Raw genomic sequence first — 21,114 nt, 5'->3', positions numbered from 1 at the left:
ATTATCCTTGGAAAAATTAAAGAGTTTCTTTTATCCAATGACAATGGATAAGGCGTTTAAACTGGGGACAGTTTTAGTCAGCGCATTTGGAATCATCTTTTCAATTGTGTTCTTCTGCCTCAACGCATTCGACACTACAAAGACAAAATTTTACAACGGTTATTTCGCCCTAATATTGATTGTGATGATAGCTCTCACTATCTACCTTGCAAGATTTTTGCTTCTAGATAAAGAGTGGAGTTACTCAAAAATCTATCTGGTTTTGGCAATCGGCTGGAGCATCTGCATGCAGTTCGTTATGCCTCCTATTTCCGGAGCAGATGAGGTTCAGCACTTCTACAGCGCATACCATTGCTCCAACATTTATCTAGGAATAAAAGACCACGACTTCGACACCACTCCAGGCAGCTACGGCAACTGGATTGAAGGCACATCTTACTTCTACATGCGTGCAGAAGACTACTACAAGCTGCCTTACATCGATGTCACATTCCCATATCAGTATCAGATTTTGGCCGATGGCAACTGGTTCCACACAGATGACGATATGAAGGAATTGGTTCAGTGCTACACCAAGCCAACTCAGGCAAGGCGCTACTTGCTTTCCGGTCTTGGAATTGCAATCGCCCGTCTCCTAGGATTCGGATTTTCCGGTGTAGTTTTCATGGGTCGAATCATGAACAGCTTGACCCTTGTGCTTGCTGGCTGGATTTGCATCAAGCTGCTTCCTGTTGGAAAGCTGCAGCTACTGATGTTTTCACTTTTTCCAACCACCTTGCAGCTTTGCTCATCATATTCATACGACAACATGAGCATCCTGTTTTCATTCATTTTGCTGACTACTTGCCTATATCTCAGCCAGGAAAATGTGAAGCTTCATGCTTGGCACATATATTTGATAGCCATCATCGTGGTGATTCTCATACCAAACAAAATGGTTTACACACTGTTTGCCGTATGGTTCTTCGCCATCCCACTTAAGAAATGGTGGACAGATGTTGGCAAGAGCAAGAAATGGTACGAATACACATTGGCAGGCGCATTCATCGCAGGAGCACTTCTTGTGGTAAAGAAATTCGCCGGCAAATACATATACATCCTTTACGATATGTTCGTGCTTGCTCACAATCACGCAACCATCGAGCAGGATGCCAGCCGTGCAGCATACAGCATGTACGATGTTTTGGATGACCCAATCGGCACACTTCAGTTTGCCTGGGAAGGAATCAAAGTCGATTTCTGGTACAACATCCATCACGTAATCGGCTCCGAGCTTGGCCACATCAAGCTCAACGCAACAGTACCTATGGCTTGCGTAGTTACAATGCTTATCGTTCTCATTTTGGGATTGATAATAAACAAAGGAAAACGCCTCAAGAAATGGCAGTACGTAATCATCGGCATAGGTCTTTTGGTTTGCGTAGTTGCAATCTTCGCAGGCTGCCTTGTACGTTTCACACCTGCAGAGGGTAGTGAGCGTATCCAGATTTCTTACCGCTATCTGATTCCAGTCTACATGTGCATGTGCATCGCCCTTGGAACAGATGCAAAGGAAGACAAAAAAGCACTAGCTTTGATTTTGATTCAAAACGTAGCCCTTATGGTTGGCCTGTGCGGCACCATCTACTTTTTACTTCACTTGAGAGATGGCATGGCAGCACCAGAGATTTTGAACGCAATTGGAATATACTAATTAACTGATTTTGGAGGAATTAATAATGACAAGAGAAGAAGTATTCGCAACATTAACAGATATTTTTAGAGATGTATTTGACGATGATGATATCGAACTCACAGATGCAACAACAGCTGACGACATCGAGGATTGGGACTCACTTGAGCAGATCAACCTCGTAGTAGCTTGCGAAAAGAAGTTCAACGTTAAGTTCGACATGAAGGAAATACAGGCCCTCAAGAACGTAGGCGAAATGGTTGATACAATCGTAGGTAAGCTTTAATGAATAACTATAAATTTGATGAATTAACTGTGGGGATGACAGAAAGCTTCAAGGTTTTGATAACTGAGGAGATGCTCGATGCTTTTAAAGGCATCACAGGGGATGTCAACCCACTACATAATGACGAGGAGTTTGCAAAGGCAAAGGGCCATCCAGGCCGCGTGGCATATGGCATGCTCACAGCAAGCTTCCTCTCTACATTAGCTGGTGTCTACATCCCTGGTGAGCGCAGCCTCATCCAGCAGGTGGAGACAAAGTTCGCAAAGCCAGTCTACATCGGCGACGAGCTTACAGTCACAGGCGAAATCACAGAGCTTGTGGAAAGTGTCCAGCGTCTTGAATTAAAAGTAACCATCACAAATCAGGATGGAAAAAAGGTACTGCGAGGAACCATGGGTATCCTCGTGGTATAGAGGTAGATTAGATGAGAGAAAACAAGACATTATTCGTGACCGGTGCGTCCTCTGAACTAGGAACTGCACTTATTGAATTGGTGGCTGACAATTACGATACCATCGTGGCTCACTATCGCAGCAGCGCCTCACGTCTTCTTCCATTGGAGGAGAAGCTTGGGGAAAAGCTTGTTATGGTACAGGCTGATTTTGCTGATGCAATGTCCGTGAGAAAGATGCTTGATTTTATGGCTGAAAGAGAACTCAAGCCTGATCACGTGGTACATCTTGCGGCAGCACCAATGGAAAATGAAAAATTCAAAAAGCTCGGCTGGTGTGATTTTGCAGCAGCAACCGAGACTGACCTTCGTCCAATAGTTGATATACTGGGCGATTTTTTGCCCTTTATGACAAAGCAAAAATATGGCAAGGTTATCTTCATGCTCACATCATGCACAGTTGGCATGCCACCTAAGTACAAGAGCGTCTACACTACTACAAAATACGCTCTTCTTGGCCTTATGAAGTCACTTGCTGTTGAGTATGCAGATAAGGGAATCACAGTCAACGGTGTCAGCCCAGAGATGATAGAGACTCGCTTCCTTGACAATCTTCCAGATCTTATCAAGGAAATGAATGCTGCAGATATGCCAATGGGCAAGAACCTCACAGTAGACCAGGTTGTGCCTACACTTGCATTCCTTCTTTCTGACGGCGCAGATATGATCAGCGGCCAGAATATTGCTATCACAGACAGCAAGCACTAATTAACTTTAGTAGAGAATTGAATTGGAGAAAATATGAGAAACTTAGTTATTGCAGGAACAGGCGGTGCCGGCAAAGAGACAAAGTGGCTGGCAGAGCGCATTAATGCAGTAAATCCAACATGGAACATATTAGGTTACATAGATATTGAACCAGGCGAAGGCGTAGTTGGCGACGATAGCTTCGTTACTGAGGCTACCGAGGATTTAGACGTAGTCATCGCCATGGGTTCAATGGAGCGCAGAAAGTTTTTGTACGAGCTTTATAAAAAGAATCCTCATGTGCACTTCCCTAATCTTATCGACCCATCTGCAACTTTGTCAGATAGCGTTGAAATGGGAGAGGGCAATGTTATCTGCGCCGGCGCTATCCTTACAGTTGATGTAAAAATCGGCAACCAGAACCTTATCAACTTCAACTGTACCGTGGCCCACGACAGCACACTTGGTGATTTCAACACCCTCAACCCTAATGCCAACATTTCCGGAGCTTGCACACTTGGCAACCTCATCGAAGTTGGCACTGGCGCCCAAATCGTACAGGGCAAGACCATCGGAGACGAGACCCACATTTGGGCCGGCTCTTGCGTTATCAAAAACACGAAGGGAAGATGCGAAGTCGTCGGCGTCCCAGCCAAAACCGTACGCCGTTTCGACTAGCGAGAGATAAATTTGAAAAAACATATATTGATAATTTGCCAGTATTTTTATCCTGAGCAATTTAGGATAAACGACATGGCCTTCGAGTGGGTAAAGCGTGGCTACAAAGTAACTGTAGTCACAGGAATCCCAAATTACCCAGAGGGTAAATTCTACCCAGGCTATGGCTGGTTCAAAAATACAAAAGAAACAATAAATGGCGTGGAAGTCCACCGCATTCCTCTCATCGCTAGAGGAAAAGGCAAGTTTGGATTGGTAATGAATTACTTCAGTTTTCCATTCTTTGGCTTTTGGTGGAGCTTGTTCACAAAGATAAAGGCTGATGAGGTGTTCATGTTTGAAACATCTCCTATGAATCAATGTAAGGTGGGAGTGAGATATGCAAGAATGCATCACATCCCATGTTATTTGTATGTTCAGGATTTATGGCCTGACAACGTTGAAATGATTACTGGAATCCACTCGCCACTTGTGCTTAAGCCAATTGAGCGAATGGTTAGAAAAATCTATAAAGGCTGCACTCACATCTGGGGCACCAGCCCAAGCTTCGTCACAGAGATTCGCAAGCTTGTAGATGAGGATGAGCAGGATAAGGTTTCCTTCTGGCCACAGTACGCCGAGGAATTTTATCAGCCTCAGCCAAAGAAGGAGCACAAAGGCTTCAATGTAATCTTCACAGGAAACATTGGCCAGGCTCAGGGCTTGGAAATCCTTCCATTTGCAGCTAAAAAGATTCGCGACGAGGGAATCAAAAATATCAGATTCACTATCGTTGGCGATGGTAGAGCTAGAAAGTCATTTGAGCATTCCATCACTCAGCATGGTGTGTGGGATATGTTTGAGTTTGCAGGCAGAGTAAAGCCAGAGGAAGTTCCAGCACTTCTTGCAACAGGCGATGCAGCCTTCATCTCATTCGCTGATGATGAGCTTTTTGCAAAGACAATCCCAGCAAAGCTTCAGTCATACATGGCCTGCGCAATGCCAATCATTGCCTCAGCCCGCGGCGAAACAGCCCGTATCATCAACGAGGCCGATTGCGGTATGTGCTCAGACATCGGAGACGCAGAGGAGCTTGCGGTAAGTATTATCGCCATGAGCAAGCTTTCACCAGAGCGCCTTACTCAGCTTGGCGAGAACTCTCGCAACTACAACAAAGCCCACTTCGACAAGAAGACTCTCATGGATCAAATGGACGAATATGTAGGGTAAGGCTGGATGTTTAAAATTATTTAATACTTGAAGCTTAAGAAAATAATAGGCATAGATATAAAATCAGCTGAAAGTCACTTTTGGTAGCCATAAAGTTAGATAAATAAAAATATTTAACTAATATAGCCTCTGTTATGAAATGTTGAGGTGAAATGTAAAAGTGAAAGTATTGATTTTAAAGAAAATGGAATTTTAATACTTGAAAACAAGAGATTTCATTTAAGTACACATCCTTCAAGTATTAATAAAAGCATATAGGTTAAATTAATACTTCAGGTCTTTTAAAATAATAGGCATAGATAACGTTATGGTTATTTACTCTGTTGCCCTGGGTATTAAAATTTTAAAATAGCAGGTTTTAATACTTTTAAAATGACCAGAAGATTAAAAACAGAGGTTACAAAGTATTAATAATCAATTTTAGTAAAAAGTAATACCTATGAAGTCTCTAGAAGAGTGTAAATAAAAGATTTCAAAGTATTAAAAGTTAGTTTCAGTGCATAACAATACTTTTTATAAAAAAATAGGCATAGATAAAGTGTAAAATGATTACTCTGTTAACAAGAGTAATACATTTTCAAGAGGTAAGCAGTATGAAAGCTGTTTTAGGGACAGTTATATACAAGCAGGCAGAAGTTTTCCTCCAGGATTTACTCACATCCGTGGATAATCAGCAGGATAAAGACTTCGACTTGTTGATAACTAATGACAATTACACAGATGAAGATATTGAGCGCCTAGACATAAAGAATAAATGTGATTATTATCTCAACCTGCGTCCATTGGGCTGCACTATCGCCCAGACCCGCATAGAGATGATTAAGAAAGCCAAGGCGCTAGGCTATGATTTACTGGTGGTTTGCGATGCTGATGACACATTCGTGCCAACCAGAATCGGGGCATTCAAGGAGGCCTACCAATTAGACAAATCATATGCTTTCTACTATAATGGATTAGTTACAGAGGATGGCAAAACCGTCCTTGAAAACATGCCTAAAACAGTTGATAGTGCAAGGCTTATTTCCCAGTCCAACTTCATTGGAATGGGCACCACAGCAATCAATCTTCGCATGCTGACCGACGATTTCATCGCCACACTTTCAGAGGGAGATTGCCCAGTGTTTGACTGGTATTTCTTCACAAGGCTTCTCATGGACATTGGCCCAGGTAAGCTTGTTGATAATGCCGACACCATTTATCGTATTCACGATAGCAACCAGGTTGGCACCACTCACAACGTGGAGCAGGAGTACCAGGTAAAGCTGACACACTATAAAAACTTGGCAAAGAGATATCCATACTTCGAGCACCTGTATCAGGATTTGCAGAGGCTGGATATTGATTCAATAGATACAAGCCATGACCGCAACGGTTATTGGTGGAGCAATATTTTAATGGAGGATTCCTATGAGATTTAATTATCAGGATATGGTAGCAGGTGGCAAAAAGCCATACGTAATTGCAGAGCTTGGAGCAAATCACAATGGTGATATGGAGCTTGCAAAGACAATGATCAAGACAGCAAAGGAGTGCGGTGCTGACTGCATCAAGCTTCAGTCTTTCACAAAGAGCAATGTATTCTCAAAGAAGAATTACGACGACAACTATTTCTTAGGCGATGACTATCGCAACAGAACAGACTATACACTTGAGTCAATCGTAGAAGCTTACGCCCTTTCAAAGGAGCAGCATTACGAGCTTAAGGCATACTGCGACGAGCTCGACATCGACTTCACATCAACACCTTTCGACAAGGCAGGCGTTGATCTTCTTGTTGACGAGCTTCACGTTCCATTCATCAAGGTTGCTTCTATGGACGTTGAAAACGTACCATTCCTTAAGTACATCGGAAGCAAGGGCGTACCAGTAGTTATCTCAACAGGTCTTACAGGCATGGATGATGTTGTTAACGCTATCGCAGCTATCGAGGCAGGCGGATGCCACGAGATCTGCGTACTTCACTGCGTATCAATCTACCCACCAGCAGACGAGCAGGTTAACCTCAACAACATCGATATGTATCGCATGGCATTTGGATATCCTACAGGATACTCTGATCATACATTTGGTGTGGTTGCACCTATCATGTCTATTGCAAAGAATGTTTGCATCATCGAGAAGCATTTCACAATGGACAAGAACATGAAGGGATGGGATCACAAGATCTCAGCAAACCCAGAGGAAATGAAAATTATCTGCGACGCTGCAGAGCAGGGCTACAAGATGATGGGAAGCTTCCGCAAGGTTGTAAACGAAAGCAAGCACCAGCGTGAGGAGTACAAGCGCTCAATCGTAGCAGCTCACGACCTCAAGAAGGGCCACATCCTCACAGAGGAGGACCTCGACTACAAGCGCCCAGGTACAGCCATCTCACCTAAGTTCTACGAGATGCTCATCGGCAAAGAACTCAAGCGTGACATCGAAGCCGACGAATTATTCCAGTGGGGTGATTTCTAATGGTAGATTCTACTTCGTAGAATCTCTTATTAGGTTTTTTGAAAGAGTAAGCTAGTAACTATCAAGCTCTGAGTGTTGCTGAATGAGACGTGTTGTCGAATGAAGCAATATCTCAGGCTTGAGAGTGTAACTAGCGTAGGTTATAGAAAGAGTGAAGTGATGATTGCATTTATTCCAGCCAGAGGGGGTTCTAAGGGAGTCCCAGGCAAAAACATTAAAGAGATTTGTGGCAAGCCTCTTATCGCATATACGATAGAAGCAGCCAAGAAAGCTAAGGGCGTAGATCGCGTCATCGTCACCACAGATGATGAGGCTATCGCTGCAGTTGCGCGTGAGTACGGAGCAGAGGTTCCATTCATGCGACCAGCAGAGCTCTCAAGCGATACAGCATCTGCCATCGATGTTTATCTTCATGCAACAGAGTTTGTCATGAATGAAACAGGCGAGCAGATTGAAAAGTTCATGGTGCTTCTTCCAACAGTGCCTCTCCGTACAGAGCAGCACATCGATGAGGCATTGGTGCAGTTCAAAAATGATGGTGCCACTACACTTATTTCCTTTGCAGAGGCAGAGGTTCCAGCTAGCTGGTATCACAAGCTCAACGAGCAGGGCCGTGTTGAAAACGCAGGTTTTGGCCAGGGAATCACTATGACAAATCGCCAGAACAATGAAACATACATCGTGCCAAACGGAGCTATCTACATTTTGGATTACAAGCTCCTTAAGGAAAAGCGTACATACTACTGCGACAACACAGTTGCATACATCATGAAGCGCGAGGATTCAATCGACATCGATTATCCAATCGACTTTGAATTTGCAAAATGCCTTTTACAAAAAAGATTAGATGAGAATAAATAATGATTTTAATTAGAGCTTTAGCCTTTCTGCTACATTTCACGCTCGTGCCTGTAGCAGTGGGCAGACTAATTACATACAGATCGCAAAACCATATTTTAAAATCACCTACAGTTAGATACGTCACTGGTTTCTTTGGCGCCCAGGCTATTTTCTTTTTGCTGAATTTTGGCTTCCTCTGGTACCAAAACAAAACCATGACTACCCAGCTGGTTGTAGGCGGTTTCCACAGATTGACTATCACATACTCAGTGATTGTGGCAGCTTTGGTAATCTTGTGGCTTGTTCTTGATTTCAAGACATTCAAAAAAGATATCCTTGCCTATAGAATTCGCATCAGCACTATGCTTCACGAAGTAAAATACAACAAGCTTACTACCGTATATGCGATAATCTTTACAATCCTTGTTGTGCTACAGCTTTATGCAGCATATCGATACGAAGTCAACGAATGGTCTTACGACGATTACGATTACGTGGTTACTTCTGTGGATGATATCAATAGCGATATGATCACAAATGTAAACTTCATCACTGGCGAGGCGCCATACACATCACCAAAGCGCGCTGCTCAGTCATGGACCACATACATTTCGTACCTTGCTGTTGTTTCGTCTTTTGATGTCACAACAGTTTGCCATACAATTTTGCCAGTCATCCTGCTTTTGGTGGCATACGGCATCTATTTTTACATGGCCAAGTTTCTGTTTGCCAAGGTAGAAGATAGAATGATTTTCATGGTCATCCTAGCCGCGGCATACATCATGGGAATGTTTTCACACTATTCCCCAACCTTCCGCCTGCTATGTACATTGTGGCAGGGCAAGGCAGTCCTTACTGCCCTGGTTGTCCCATTTTTGATTTGTTTCCTCTCGCGAGTTTTCGCCAGCGAGCTGGACAATAACGTAGCTTTCGCCATCGCATTTATATCCCTCGGCGCATGCTCACTTACAGTTTCTACAGTGTTTGTAATGGTGATGACAGTCCTTGGAATCTTCATTTCCATGTCCATTTATCACCGCAAAATATACGGAGTGCGATATCTTCTGGCAGGCCTCTTTGGTCCCTTCGTCCAGTCGATTGTCTACATCTGCGTTGCACTGTTACTTCAGAGACAATGGGAGCCTAAATTCTTTATAAATTTATGGAATGGATTAATATCATAACCGGCATTTCAGCCACCTTCTGGGGCAAGCTTGCATTTGCGCTGCTTTTCGTGGTTGCTCTGGGGCTGATAATGCACTTTGAAAAAGAAAAAATAAAACGATACACCTTCCTGTGGTACACAGGCCTGGTGCTAGTTTTCATATACAATCCACTGACCCTTATCATAGGAAAATGGATTCTAAACGACGGCACATTCGAGCAGTACTATCTGCGCCTTTACAGTGCCCTTCCGGTGCTGATTATTGTGGCATACGGCCTCACACTTTTCGTGATGAGATTTGAGGGCAGGAAAAAGCTGATTGCACTTCTTGCAAGCCTTGCAGTTGTTTGCATTTGCGGCAGCTGCCTTTACACCCAGGATTGGTTCACAAAGGCAGAAAATCGTAACAAGGTTCCACAGGATGTAATCACCATCAGCGATATTTTTGCTGACTACGAAGGCGACACCATCCGCATCATGGCACCTCAGGATGTGGCCATTTATTTGCGCCAAATCGACAGCAGATTTTCAATGCCATACGGCCGCGATATTCCGGATGAGGCGTACGAGCTTACAAACCCAACACCTGATCCAGAAATCGTTGCAGATTATTGTGCCGAAAACAATGTTGATTATGTGGTTGTTTCAGCCGTTGAAGATATCCTTAACACATATCTCAACTACGGCTTCAAGCTTTACGGCCGCACCACTTACTACGCAGTTCTCACTCCAATCTACGGCGATTGGGTTTTGACAGAATATGATGATGGCTCTGATTTGCAGTGTATGTGCTACACCATGTACAACAAAAATGATGGCACACTCATCGTCATCGATGGTGGTCATGGTGAAAACGATGACACACTTCGCCAGAACATCAAAGCCTTGGGCGGAGAGGTTGATGCCTGGATAATCACTCATTATCACATGGACCACATCGACGCCTTCAACGCAATTTATGAGGACCCACAGGGCATCACCATCGACCAGGTTTACATCACACCGCTCGACGCTGATTTGTTCTACAGCGTGGCTCAGGAATGGGATGATGTTGATTCCTTCAACAAGTTCCAGGAAATCACAGCGGAGGCGGACAACATCAACTATGTGCAAAGAGACGATGTTTTGACCTTCAGCGACGATTTGACTATTACTTTTTACAACGCTTTTGATGATGTTGTTGTAGATTGTGCCGAGGATATTCCAAATAACGATTCATTAGTGTTTAAAATGGCTACACCAAACCGCAGTATACTTATTTGTGGAGATTGCCACAGTGAGTACATGGCCAAATATTTGGTGGAGACTTACGGCGATGAATTGAAGGCAGATATCCTTCAGTGCGGACATCACGGCAACAACAGCATGCCTACCGAAACAGGCTTTTATGAGTTGGTCGACCCAGAGGTTGCTATCTTCGATACAACCGATGCAATCATGACTAGTCCTAACTATACAGCAGGCGCCTTGGCAGCTTACCTAAGCGAAGCCGGCGTGCGCTTGGTTTGGTTCAAATCTGCGCCAAACACATTTGTTTTTGATTAACTATTGGAGATTTAGATGGATAAGATTTACAAACATAAACGACTTATATCCATAATAATTGTGGCAGCCATCGTGTACGCTAGATGTGACCTTGGCATCGCCCTTGGAATGCAGTACGTGCTGGCCAATGTATTTGCAAATGCCCTTGGAGTAGCATGGTGCCTTGCTCTTTTCGTAAAAGACAAAGCCACCACCAAAAAGGCTCTGCTCAATCCAGCCATGGCATGGGCTCTTGCATTTTCGATTTTAGTGTTCATTTACGGACATTTTAAATTGGGAGTTTACACTGACATGTACAGCCGTCAGTACCACATCCTCACAGTGGTTCCGGCCATCCTAATAATGGTGATTCTCTTTCATCATAAGGATGATATGCTTGATGTGATTTCAAAGGCAGCCTGCATCGTCATTCCACTTACACTTGTTACAAGCTTGCTTTTTGATCCAGTTTGGAAGCAGCTTTTCATGGGCAACGCTTACCGAGTTGGAGCAACGCCAGCAGGCACTTGTGTGGATACAGGAAATCTTTTGCTTATCATGCTGATACCACTTATGTATCAGCTCATCATAAATCGCAAGTTCAAGGCTTACCTTTGGGCAGCCATCCTTGCAATCGGACAGATTTTTGCATCCGGTTCCAAATCATCGGTGCTTCCAATCATCCTGGTATTTGCAGTGATGTTACTTGGAGCAGCCAAGGACAAAAAGACAATCCGAAGAAACATCATCATCCTTGTAATTATCGCCGTTTGTGGCTCAGTAGCAGTCATGGTTATCCCTGCACTCTACAGCATCATCGGCGAGCGAATCGTGGAGATGATTTCAGGTGTTGGCTCTACAGACTACGATTTGCACACTAGCACAGGCCAGCGAATGGCCGTTATCGCAGCGGTGAAGGAGCACTTCTGGGAGCATCCAATTTTCGGACACGGCTTCTACGCATTCAAGCAGATGGCATACTCACAGCTTGAAGAGTACCGACCAAACGATGGAGTGGAAATTGCCTACCGCAACATTCACACTCACATGAATTACTTGGAGCTTTTGTTCTCATTCGGAATCTTCGGTTTTGTAATGTACTACTGGTTCCCGGTTTACTTAATCATCAAATCTTTCTTTACCAAAAACAAAATGGCAAAGTTGATTATATTTTCATTTATGATTTCATTTGTGTTCATGGATTTAGGCATCGATATGTTCTATAAATACATGACACCGTACTATACGTATCTCGTAGCGTATAGTCTTTTAAAAAAGGAAAGCTAGGCTGATTTCTAGCTAACAAGCTCCTAGTGCTCTTTTGTAGAACGTTTCATAGTTCAAAAAAGAGTACAAGGGCTTGTGAGCGTAAGAAATCATCACAGCATAAAGGAGGAAATAGTAATGAGATATGCAATTATTGGATGCGGAAGAATTTCGCCAAACCACGTAGTAGCATCACAGAAGACAGGCCTTGATTTAGTTGCACTTTGCGATCTTGACCTTAAAAACACAGAGGACAAAATCAAGAAATTTGATCTTGATGCTGATTATGTTAAGCAATACACAGATTACAAAAAGATGCTCGAGGAGATGAAGCCAGAGCTTGTAGCCATCGCTACAGAGTCAGGCAAGCATGCACAGATTGCCCTCGATTGTATCGAAGCTGGTTGCAATGTCATCATCGAAAAGCCAATCGCACTTTCACTTGCAGATGCAGATAGAATCATCGAGGCAGGTCACAAGAAGGGCGTTAAGGTTTGCGCTTGCCACCAGAACAGATTCAACAAGTCAATCCAGATGATTAGAGAAGCTCTTGAAAAGGGCAGATTCGGTCGTCTTTTATACGGTACAGCTCACATCCGTTGGGCTCGTGACCACGAATATTATGACCGCGCTTCATGGAGAGGCACATGGGAGCAGGATGGTGGTGCACTTATGAACCAGTGTATCCACGATATCGACCTTCTCCGTTGGATGATGGGCGACGATGTTGTTCGTGTTGTTGGTATGACTGACAGATTAAAGCACGACTACATCCAGGCAGAGGATCTTGGTATCGCCCTCGTTCAGTTTGCAAACGGCAGCTACGGTATCATCGAAGGAACAACTGACGTATTCCCTAAGAACCTTGAGGAGACACTTTACATCTTCGGCGACAAGGGTACAGTTAAGGCCGGCGGCGATGCTGTAAACCTTCTTGAGGAGTGGAACTTCTCAGATTACATCGACGAGCCAGAGCAGGTTAAGAAGGAATGCTCAGAGCTTCCTCCAAATGTATACGGATTTGGTCACACAAAGCTCTACCGCGATGTTATCGATGCTATCGAAAACGACAGAGAGCCATACGTAAATGGTGAGGCAGGTCGCCGCGCCCTTGAAATGGTTCTTGCTATTTATAAATCAGCTGCAACAGGCGAATCAGTTGAATTCCCAATGAAGGATTGCAGCACAATGGACTTCGTAGGAAGATTCGACAAATAATTGGAGGATAAAAAGTTGCGAGAATTCGGAGGATGTCTTCCACTTGAATTAAAGAAACTGAATACAGACTTCTTCCCAGGTTTCGACTACGTAGCTTTAAACTCTGGAAGAAATGCTATTGCCTACGCTGCATTAGCTGGCGGTTTCAAATCCTGCTACATTCCTTACTACACTTGCAAGACAGTGGAGGCAGGATTGCAGGAAGTTGGCATTGAGGTTAAATACTACAACATCGATGAACAGCTGATGCCAATCGAGCCAGAGGGTGGTTTTGATGACAGAGCTCTCTTCGTATATACGAATTACTTTGGCATCATGACTCACGTAATGCAGCAGGATATTATCGCAGAGCACAGCCACGTGCTTTTCGATAATACCCAGGGCTTTTTCACAAAGCCAATGCGAGGCACCTACTCAGCATACAGCTGTCGCAAGTTCTTCGGTGTGGCAGATGGAGCCTACCTTGTTGGGGATAAGCTTCAGCGCTTGGATATTCCAACAGGTGAAAGTGCTGATGCAGCAGGCTTTTTATTAAAGGCAATCGAGGCTGGCCCAAATGCAGCCTACGCCATGTCAAAGGACAACGAAGAACACATCAAAGTTGAAGGCATGGCCTACATGTCAAAGCTTACAGAGGCAATGATGGGCGCCGTTGATTTGGCATCAGTCAATGAAAAGCGAATTGCAAATTTCAACAAGCTTCATGAGTTATTGGGAGAGCTCAACGAACTAAAGCCGGTTTTGGAAAATGGAGCACCTATGGTTTATCCATTCTTGTTTGAGAAGGAAGGCCTAAGGGAGATGCTTGTTGAAAACAAGATATACGTTCCACGTTGGTGGAGATGGATTGAAGAATCCAAAGAAACAAACAGCTTTGAGAAGAAGCTTTCTAAGTATTTGGTGCCACTACCAATTACTCAGACATATGACACAGGGGACATGGATTATATAGCAGGGGTTTTACTTAGACACATACAATAATGCTAGAATGAGACTGGAGTGTATATGGAAAAATTTGAAAAGAAAATATCCTTCGTAATTCCGTGCTATCATAGCGAGCATACAATTGAAGCGGTGGTAGACGATATTTGTAAGGAGTTTCCTTCCGAAGAGTACGATAAAGAAATTGTATTAGTAAACGATGGTTCAAGAGATGGCACATATGCCAAGCTTCGTGAGCTAGCTGATAAAAATTCAGAAGTAGTTGCCATCAACCTATCCAAAAACTTCGGCCAGGATGGCGCTACAATGTGCGGCCTTTCTCAGGCAACTGGCGAATATATAATAGTCCTTGATGACGATGGACAGAACCCTCCATACGAAGCTCACAAGCTTTTGGAGCAGATTGAAAAGGGTTATGATGCGGTCTTCGGAAAGTATCGCACTAAAAAGGATACTCTCTTCAAGAAGTTTGGCCACGACATCAACGATATGATGGCTACATCATTTATCGGAAAGCCAAAGTCACTACAGCTCAACAGCTACTTTGTAATCAACAGATTCGTCCGTGACGAAATGCTTAAATACAAAGGAGCATACCCATACATCTGGGGGTTGATCCTTCGCTGCACAGACAACACAGCTAATGTATACGTTGAGCACAAGGCTCGCGAGGAGGGCAAAAGCACTTACACACTCAGTAAGCTTTTAAACCTTTGGTTCGATGGATTCATTTCCTTCTCTGTAAAGCCACTTCGCCTTACATCATGCCTTGGCTTCGTATCCTGCATCATGGGCTTCCTGCTCACTGGTGTAATCATCATAAAGACTATCCACCACGGCGATGTCCCTGGCTGGCCAACAATGATGGCTGCCACACTTGTCCTCGGTGGCCTTCAGATGCTGATGGTCGGAATCGTCGGCGAATACGTTGGCCGTATCTTCATCAATGGCAACCACTCACCACAGTTCGTTATCCGCGAAAAGTATCAAAAGGAAGAACAGGAATAGAATATCTGGCGCCCTTCGGGGCGCTTTTTTGTTGTAGTGGAGTCGCTGTGCTGCTGTGATAGCTAATTGAAGGGGCTGAGGCTTTCTCTAGTTTTCTGGCTAGCCTGAAGAGTTTGTTTCAACCTGCTAGCCACAGCATATCAGCCTTCGGTCCAGCGTCAAGAGCAAGGCCTGCGGCGCTACGCCTCTTGACTCTAGCCCTCCGACTGATATAGGGTGGTCAAGCAGGTTTGAAACTGGGACTGTGGCGAAGCCACCAGTACCAAGCGGGAGGCGCAGACACGAAGAACTGCTGGAAGGCTGAGTTTTCGTGTCTGGATTGGAGTGAATTGAAACTAGAAAATGGCATATTCATGTGTAGATGAGGGGCAGTGCTGCTGTGATAGCTAATTGAAGGGGTTGAGGCTTTCTCTAGTTTTCTGGCTAGCCTGAAGAGTTTGTTTCAACCTGCTAGCCACAGCATATCAGCCTCCGGTCCGGCGTCAAGAGTAAGGCCTGCGGCGCTACGCCTCTTGACCCAAGCCCTCCAGCTGATATGGGGTGGTCAAGCAGGTTTGAAACTGGGACTGTGGCGAAGCCACCAGTACCAGGGAGGAGGCGTAGACACGAAGAAATGGATGAAGCTTTAATCTTCGTGTCTGAAATAGAGGCGATAGACACGTAGATTCGGGAAAACCAGGGATTTTCGTGTCTGAAATAGAACTGCTAGACACGTAGATTCGGAGAAGTCAGCGATTTTCGTGTCATTTTCTTAAGTGAAAGACACGAAGAATAGAGAAAAACAGATATTTACGTGCCTATAAAAGAGAAAAATGACACGAAGATTATGCAAATATCGAGATTTACGTGTCTGAAGAGGAGATTCAAGACACGAAGAATAAGAGAATCCTAGTATTTACGTGTCGATGGGGTATAAATTTGACACGAAGAAATGGAGGTTGGCTTATTCTTCGTGTCGGGGCAGTGAAATATAGACACGCAGAAATGCAGAATTGCAAAATCTGCGTGTCGAAGGATTAGTGGGAGACACGCGGAAATGGAAAAAGTGAAAATCTGCGTGTCTTCTAGAAGGGCGAAAAGCACGCGGAAAAGAGAAAACGACGAAAGCGCGTGTCTAATAGAAGAGAGGAAAACACGCGGAAATAGAAAAAGTGTTAATCCGCGTGTTTGGAAGAGGAAGAAAAGACACGCCAAAAGAGAGAAATTGTAAAACGGCGTGTTCAAGCAGCCTAAAATTGACACGCGGAATTGAAGTTATAGCAAAAGCGCGTGTCTCTGGCCTCCAAAACAGACACGCCGAATTAAAGAAAGCTCCAATCCGCGTGTCGCCATCTACTCATAGACACGTGGCTCTGCCACAGTCCCAGTTTCAAACCTGCTTGATTACCGTATACCCATCAAAAGGCAGTGTGTCAATGACGCGAAGCGCCGAAGGGCATCATTGACTCGCTGACTGGATGGGTATCCTGTAACAAGCAGGTTGAAACAAACCCTGGGTTTTCCATATTAATAAAATGAGCATTTTAGCCCAGATAATGGTATAATGTTAAGGATTGCATTTTGTAATAAATTTATATAGACTACTGAATGTTGTTTCTAGGAGAAATAAGGTTTGAAGAATAAGAATACTATAAGAAAAATAGAGAGCGTTATAGAGCTTGCCATCATGGCAGTTGCATACTATTTCGTTTGGAAATACATGATTTTTGATAGGGAGTATTTCTTCCCATTCCTGGGCCGTGGAAAGTATGTGCTGATGGGAATATACTTCATACTGATGCTGGTAATCATTCATCTGTGTGAAGGCTTCAAATATGGCATTTTAAAAATTGCCGATGTGTTGTTCTCACAGTGGATTGCAATCTTTATCGTAAATGCGGTTACATACTTGCAGCTCTGCTTGATGGCAAACATCATGATTCCAGTGAAGCCAATGCTTCTTTTAACAGTAGGAGATTTCCTCCTCTCTGGAATCAGCGTATACATCTTCTTTGCAATATATGAGCGCCACTCAAAGGCCAGCAAGCTTTTGATGGTGTACGGAAATAAAGAGTCTGTTGGGCTGAAGCTCAAGATGGACACCAGAGCAGATAGCTACAACATCAAAAACATCGTCAGCATTGACGAGGGCATTGATAAGATTTGCCAGATGCTTGCTGACTATGATGGTATCGTAATTTCGGATGTTAGTGCTGAGCAGAGAAACGATTTGTTGAAGTACTGCTACATGCACGAAATCGAGACATACATCACTCCAAAGATTTCCGATGTTATCATCTCTGGTGGTGAGGGCATTCACCAGTTTGACACTCCACTTGTGATGATCAACACAACAGGCCTCACACCTGAGCAGGAAATCGTAAAGCGAATCTTTGATGTGATTCTTTGCGTCATTGCCGCAGTGGTTCTTTCACCACTTATGCTTATCGTTGCACTTGCAATCAAGCTTGAGGACCATGGCCCTGTTTTCTACAAGCAGGCCCGCGTCACAAAGGATGGCAAGGTATTCGATATCCTGAAGTTCAGAAGTATGGTTGAGGATGCAGAGCAGCGCCCAGCCACAGATGACGATGATCGCATCACAAAGGTAGGACATGTAATCCGTGCAACTCGTATCGACGAGCTTCCACAGATTTTCAATATTATTAAGGGCGATATGTCAATCGTTGGCCCTCGCCCAGAGCGTACCGAGCATGTGGAGAAATACACAGCAGCCATCCCTGAGTTTGAATTCAGAAACAAGGTAAAGGGAGGCCTCACAGGCTACGCTCAGATTTATGGCAAGTACAACACATCAGCTTACGACAAAATCAAGCTCGATTTGATGTACATTGAAAACTATAGCTTTTTACTTGATTTAAAACTCATCCTCATGACTATCCGCATTGTCTTCAAGAAGGAAAGCACAGAAGGCTTCGACAAAGTGGTTAGCGCCGACGAAATATTGGATGAAATAAACCGTAATTAAATGGTGAAATAATTTAGATGAGCTGATTCTTTATAGTAAAGAACATCAGTAGGTATAAAGCTCTGACTCTTGCTCAAGCGAAACATGTTGTTGAGCGGAGTAAGATGTCAGGCTTGAGACCGTAACTGATGCACACAGAGTAGAGAATCAGCGGACTAGAGGTATTTATGGCAATTTATATTCCTAAGATTAAGAGAGAATATCAGCGTTGCACTCAGTGTGTGATGGACACAACTGATTCAATGATTGAGTTCGATGAGCAGGGGGTCTGCGACCACTGTCGCAACTTCGAGAAAAACATCAAGCCATACTGGAATCCAAACAAGGAGAACAGGGAAGAGCTTGAAAAGGTAGCAGCACAGATTCGTAAAGACGGAGAGGGCAAGGATTACGATTGTATCCTAGGTATGTCAGGCGGTGCAGATAGCTCGTACCTTGCGTATATCGCAAAGGAAGTTATGCACCTTCGTCCACTTATCTACGTTGTAGATACAGGATGGAACCTGAACGTAGCCGTTGAAAATATTGAAAAAATCGTCAAGGGCATGGACCTTGATATGTATACAGATGTTATTAACTGGAAGGAGATGAGCGACTTACAGCTTTCTATGTTTAAGTCAGGAATCAGTAGCTGCGATGCGCCACAGGATCACGCAATCTTCGCATCCCTTTACAACTATGCTGTAAAGCATGGCATCAAATGGGTGCTCACTGGCTCAAACAACAGTACAGAGTTCGTTCGTCCACCAGTAGAGTGGATTTACATGAACGACCTTCGTATGTACAAGGATATTCACAAGAAATTCGGCAAGCGCCCACTGAAGACATATCCAACCTGCGGTATTCTCAAGTATCGTTTGCTCTACAAATATGTCTACGGAATGAAGCGTTTCTATCCACTTGATTACGTAGTGTACGACAAGGCAAAGGCAGAGGAATTCTTGCACGAGAAATACGGCTGGACTAAATACGAAAACAAGCACTATGAAAACGTATTTACCAGATTCTTCGAGGGATATTATCTTCCATACAAATTTGGATTCGACACTAGAAAAAATGTATTCTCAACTCAGATTTTAGCTGGCACAATGACTCGTGAGGAAGCTCTTGAAAAGCTTAAGACAAACCCATACGACACAGACCAGATGGAGCAGGATAAGGAATACATCGCAAAGAAGCTTGGCATTTCAACTGAGGAATTCGATGAAATCATCAACTCCCCAGCCCACACCCCAGACGACTACAAAAACTCTATGTGGATGATTCGTCTTGGTGTAAAGATTTGCCAAATCCTTGGCATTGAAAAGAGGAACATGAGGTTTTAAATAATATGGTAGCAATTATAAATTATGGCCTGGGCAACTTAGGTTCCATTGCCAATATGTTAAAAGTAATTGGCGAGAAAAGCGTCATTACTGCGGACCCAGAGAAAATCAAGGCAGCAGACAAAATCATCTTGCCAGGCGTTGGTGCATTCGATGCCGGCATGGGCAAGCTCAATGAAACAGGCCTTGTAGATTTAATTAAAGAAGAGGCGAGAAACGGCAAGCCAATCCTTGGTATCTGCCTTGGCATGCAGCTCCTTGGAAATGGTTCCGAGGAAGGTCAGCTCCCTGGCCTTGGCCTTATCGATTTCAGCTGCAAGCGCTTCGACATCCCTGCAGAAATGAACCTCAAGGTTCCTCACATGGGATGGGACATCGTGGAGTTCAAAAAGGACGTGCCACTTTTAGATGGAATCGAAGGTCGCCAGAGATATTACTTTGTCCACACATATCATGCTGTTTGTAAGAACGCTGAGGATGTGATGATGACATGCGACTACGGATATGAATTCGCCTGCGCAGTCAACAAAGGCAATGTGTACGGCGTCCAGTTCCATCCGGAAAAGAGCCACGACTTCGGAATGAGACTATTAGAAAATTTTACTAAGAAGTGTTAGCAATAGCCAAAAGAGGTAATTATGTTTAATAGACCAAGAATCATCCCAGTTCTTCTTATTGATGATAGGGATTTGATAAAGACAATAAATTTCAAAAAGCCAACATACCTTGGTGACCCAGTCAACGCGTTGAAAATCTTCAACCGCAAGGGCATCGACGAGATGGCAGTGCTTGATATTTCTGCCAGCAAAAAGGGCTTGGAGCCAGACTTCGAGCTTCTTACAGATATGGCATCTGAAGCATTCATGCCACTTTCATATGGCGGCGGCATCAAAACTTTGGACCAGGTTCGCAAGCTTCTTGCAATCGGCTATGAAAAGGTGGTTTTGAATACCAGCCTTGTAGAGGATGAGCAGCTTGTAAAGGATGCAGTTGCGCTTGCAGGTTCCCAGTCGGTGGTTGCTTCCATCGATGCTAAGGTGGTAAATGGTCAGTACAAGTGCGTCATCTGCGATGGCACAAAGGTCATCGACATGAGCCCAGTAGAGCTTGCAAAGCATGCCGAGGAGCTTGGAGTTGGCGAAATCTTCCTTAACTCAATCGACCGTGATGGAATGATGGAAGGCTACGATATCGACCTTGTAAATCAGGTGGTTAACGCCGTAGATATCCCTGTTACAGCATGCGGCGGCGCCGGCGGCATTTCTGATCTGAAGGATGTTATTGAAAACGGCCATGCCCACGCAGCAGCAGGCGGAAGCATGTTCGTATACTATGGCCGCCTCAAGGCAGTCCTCATCACAGCTCCTACCGAAGAAGAATTGACTGATGCAGGAATTTACTCTGAGTAAATCAAGGAC

Annotated in this window: 19 protein-coding genes; all 19 read left to right on the top strand. The window is 44.1% G+C overall.

What is annotated here, in order from left to right; all coding sequences use genetic code 11:
• The first annotated feature begins 7 nt into the window (after positions 1-7).
• The 19 genes from BM102_RS08335 (at position 8) to BM102_RS08245 (ending at position 21,105) form a co-directional block, all read left to right on the top strand.
• Entirely contained in the window at positions 8-1,693 is a 1,686-nt protein-coding gene (locus BM102_RS08335; protein ID WP_090480893.1) for a DUF2142 domain-containing protein, read from the top strand.
• A 25-nt stretch (positions 1,694-1,718) separates the two neighbouring features.
• Entirely contained in the window at positions 1,719-1,958 is a 240-nt protein-coding gene (locus BM102_RS08330) for an acyl carrier protein (RefSeq protein ID WP_044938818.1), read from the top strand.
• On the top strand, positions 1,958-2,371 hold the full coding sequence (locus tag BM102_RS08325; RefSeq protein ID WP_090480890.1) for a MaoC family dehydratase: 414 nt from the start codon (positions 1,958-1,960) through the stop codon (positions 2,369-2,371). The genes BM102_RS08330 and BM102_RS08325 overlap by 1 nt, the downstream gene beginning before the upstream one ends.
• Positions 2,372-2,382: 11 nt before the next feature.
• Entirely contained in the window at positions 2,383-3,117 is a 735-nt protein-coding gene (locus BM102_RS08320; RefSeq protein ID WP_044938812.1) for an SDR family NAD(P)-dependent oxidoreductase, read from the top strand.
• 33 nt (positions 3,118-3,150) lie between these two features.
• Entirely contained in the window at positions 3,151-3,774 is a 624-nt protein-coding gene (locus tag BM102_RS08315; RefSeq protein WP_090395157.1) for a NeuD/PglB/VioB family sugar acetyltransferase, read from the top strand.
• Between the two features lie 12 nt (positions 3,775-3,786).
• Complete coding sequence (locus BM102_RS08310) at positions 3,787-4,983, top strand: glycosyltransferase family 4 protein (protein WP_177194935.1); 1,197 nt, start codon at positions 3,787-3,789, stop codon at positions 4,981-4,983.
• A gap of 593 nt (positions 4,984-5,576) precedes the next feature.
• Positions 5,577-6,401 carry a glycosyltransferase family protein gene (locus tag BM102_RS08305; protein ID WP_090480882.1) on the top strand — a complete coding sequence of 275 codons (825 nt, stop codon included), beginning with the start codon at positions 5,577-5,579 and terminating at the stop codon, positions 6,399-6,401.
• Positions 6,391-7,440 carry an N-acetylneuraminate synthase family protein gene (locus BM102_RS08300; RefSeq protein ID WP_090480878.1) on the top strand — a complete coding sequence of 350 codons (1,050 nt, stop codon included), beginning with the start codon at positions 6,391-6,393 and terminating at the stop codon, positions 7,438-7,440. The genes BM102_RS08305 and BM102_RS08300 overlap by 11 nt, the downstream gene beginning before the upstream one ends.
• 99 nt (positions 7,441-7,539) lie before the next feature.
• Positions 7,540-8,301 carry an acylneuraminate cytidylyltransferase family protein gene (locus tag BM102_RS08295; RefSeq protein ID WP_207646569.1) on the top strand — a complete coding sequence of 254 codons (762 nt, stop codon included), beginning with the start codon at positions 7,540-7,542 and terminating at the stop codon, positions 8,299-8,301.
• Positions 8,301-9,464 (top strand): DUF6077 domain-containing protein, encoded by a 1,164-nt coding sequence (locus BM102_RS08290; protein WP_090480872.1) that lies wholly within the window; start codon positions 8,301-8,303, stop codon positions 9,462-9,464. The genes BM102_RS08295 and BM102_RS08290 overlap by 1 nt, the downstream gene beginning before the upstream one ends.
• On the top strand, positions 9,443-10,990 hold the full coding sequence (locus BM102_RS08285; protein ID WP_090480870.1) for a ComEC/Rec2 family competence protein: 1,548 nt from the start codon (positions 9,443-9,445) through the stop codon (positions 10,988-10,990). Before BM102_RS08290 ends, BM102_RS08285 begins: the two co-directional genes overlap by 22 nt.
• Positions 10,991-11,005: 15 nt before the next feature.
• Complete coding sequence (locus BM102_RS08280; protein ID WP_090480867.1) at positions 11,006-12,256, top strand: O-antigen ligase family protein; 1,251 nt, start codon at positions 11,006-11,008, stop codon at positions 12,254-12,256.
• A gap of 117 nt (positions 12,257-12,373) precedes the next feature.
• The gene (locus BM102_RS08275; RefSeq protein WP_044938793.1) at positions 12,374-13,453 is read left to right on the top strand and encodes a Gfo/Idh/MocA family protein; all 1,080 of its coding nucleotides are present in this window, start codon (positions 12,374-12,376) and stop codon (positions 13,451-13,453) included.
• A 15-nt stretch (positions 13,454-13,468) separates the two neighbouring features.
• Complete coding sequence (locus BM102_RS08270; RefSeq protein WP_143085475.1) at positions 13,469-14,434, top strand: hypothetical protein; 966 nt, start codon at positions 13,469-13,471, stop codon at positions 14,432-14,434.
• A 24-nt stretch (positions 14,435-14,458) separates the two neighbouring features.
• The gene (locus BM102_RS08265; RefSeq protein WP_090480861.1) at positions 14,459-15,403 is read left to right on the top strand and encodes a glycosyltransferase family 2 protein; all 945 of its coding nucleotides are present in this window, start codon (positions 14,459-14,461) and stop codon (positions 15,401-15,403) included.
• A gap of 1,612 nt (positions 15,404-17,015) precedes the next feature.
• A complete protein-coding gene (locus BM102_RS08260; RefSeq protein ID WP_090395146.1) occupies positions 17,016-18,371 on the top strand; it encodes a sugar transferase in 1,356 nt (451 codons plus the stop codon).
• Between the two features lie 167 nt (positions 18,372-18,538).
• Positions 18,539-19,696, top strand: coding sequence for an N-acetyl sugar amidotransferase (locus BM102_RS08255; protein ID WP_090480858.1), 1,158 nt, complete (start codon positions 18,539-18,541; stop codon positions 19,694-19,696).
• A gap of 5 nt (positions 19,697-19,701) precedes the next feature.
• On the top strand, positions 19,702-20,313 hold the full coding sequence (gene hisH, locus BM102_RS08250; RefSeq protein ID WP_090480855.1) for an imidazole glycerol phosphate synthase subunit HisH: 612 nt from the start codon (positions 19,702-19,704) through the stop codon (positions 20,311-20,313).
• 21 nt (positions 20,314-20,334) lie between these two features.
• Positions 20,335-21,105 carry an AglZ/HisF2 family acetamidino modification protein gene (locus BM102_RS08245; RefSeq protein ID WP_044935133.1) on the top strand — a complete coding sequence of 257 codons (771 nt, stop codon included), beginning with the start codon at positions 20,335-20,337 and terminating at the stop codon, positions 21,103-21,105.
• Positions 21,106-21,114 lie beyond the last annotated feature (9 nt).

Source organism: Pseudobutyrivibrio sp. JW11 (assembly GCF_900115355.1).
GTDB classification, from domain to species: Bacteria; Bacillota; Clostridia; order Lachnospirales; family Lachnospiraceae; genus Pseudobutyrivibrio; species Pseudobutyrivibrio ruminis.
Note: the sequence above shows the minus strand (reverse complement) of the source record. Positions and strands in the feature narration are given on the sequence as shown.

What these genes read in the sequence shown, in the direction of transcription:
- BM102_RS08285 (WP_090480870.1), top strand. Translation starts at nt 9,443, where the DNA reads ATGGAATGGATTAATATCATAACCGGCATTTCAGCCACCTTCTGGGGC.
- BM102_RS08290 (WP_090480872.1), top strand. Translation starts at nt 8,301, where the DNA reads ATGATTTTAATTAGAGCTTTAGCCTTTCTGCTACATTTCACGCTCGTG.
- BM102_RS08325 (WP_090480890.1), top strand. Translation starts at nt 1,958, where the DNA reads ATGAATAACTATAAATTTGATGAATTAACTGTGGGGATGACAGAAAGC.
- BM102_RS08275 (WP_044938793.1), top strand. Translation starts at nt 12,374, where the DNA reads ATGAGATATGCAATTATTGGATGCGGAAGAATTTCGCCAAACCACGTA.
- BM102_RS08255 (WP_090480858.1), top strand. Translation starts at nt 18,539, where the DNA reads ATGGCAATTTATATTCCTAAGATTAAGAGAGAATATCAGCGTTGCACT.
- BM102_RS08280 (WP_090480867.1), top strand. Translation starts at nt 11,006, where the DNA reads ATGGATAAGATTTACAAACATAAACGACTTATATCCATAATAATTGTG.
- BM102_RS08300 (WP_090480878.1), top strand. Translation starts at nt 6,391, where the DNA reads ATGAGATTTAATTATCAGGATATGGTAGCAGGTGGCAAAAAGCCATAC.
- BM102_RS08315 (WP_090395157.1), top strand. Translation starts at nt 3,151, where the DNA reads ATGAGAAACTTAGTTATTGCAGGAACAGGCGGTGCCGGCAAAGAGACA.
- BM102_RS08330 (WP_044938818.1), top strand. Translation starts at nt 1,719, where the DNA reads ATGACAAGAGAAGAAGTATTCGCAACATTAACAGATATTTTTAGAGAT.
- BM102_RS08245 (WP_044935133.1), top strand. Translation starts at nt 20,335, where the DNA reads ATGTTTAATAGACCAAGAATCATCCCAGTTCTTCTTATTGATGATAGG.
- BM102_RS08320 (WP_044938812.1), top strand. Translation starts at nt 2,383, where the DNA reads ATGAGAGAAAACAAGACATTATTCGTGACCGGTGCGTCCTCTGAACTA.
- BM102_RS08305 (WP_090480882.1), top strand. Translation starts at nt 5,577, where the DNA reads ATGAAAGCTGTTTTAGGGACAGTTATATACAAGCAGGCAGAAGTTTTC.
- hisH (WP_090480855.1), top strand. Translation starts at nt 19,702, where the DNA reads ATGGTAGCAATTATAAATTATGGCCTGGGCAACTTAGGTTCCATTGCC.
- BM102_RS08295 (WP_207646569.1), top strand. Translation starts at nt 7,540, where the DNA reads ATGAAGCAATATCTCAGGCTTGAGAGTGTAACTAGCGTAGGTTATAGA.
- BM102_RS08265 (WP_090480861.1), top strand. Translation starts at nt 14,459, where the DNA reads ATGGAAAAATTTGAAAAGAAAATATCCTTCGTAATTCCGTGCTATCAT.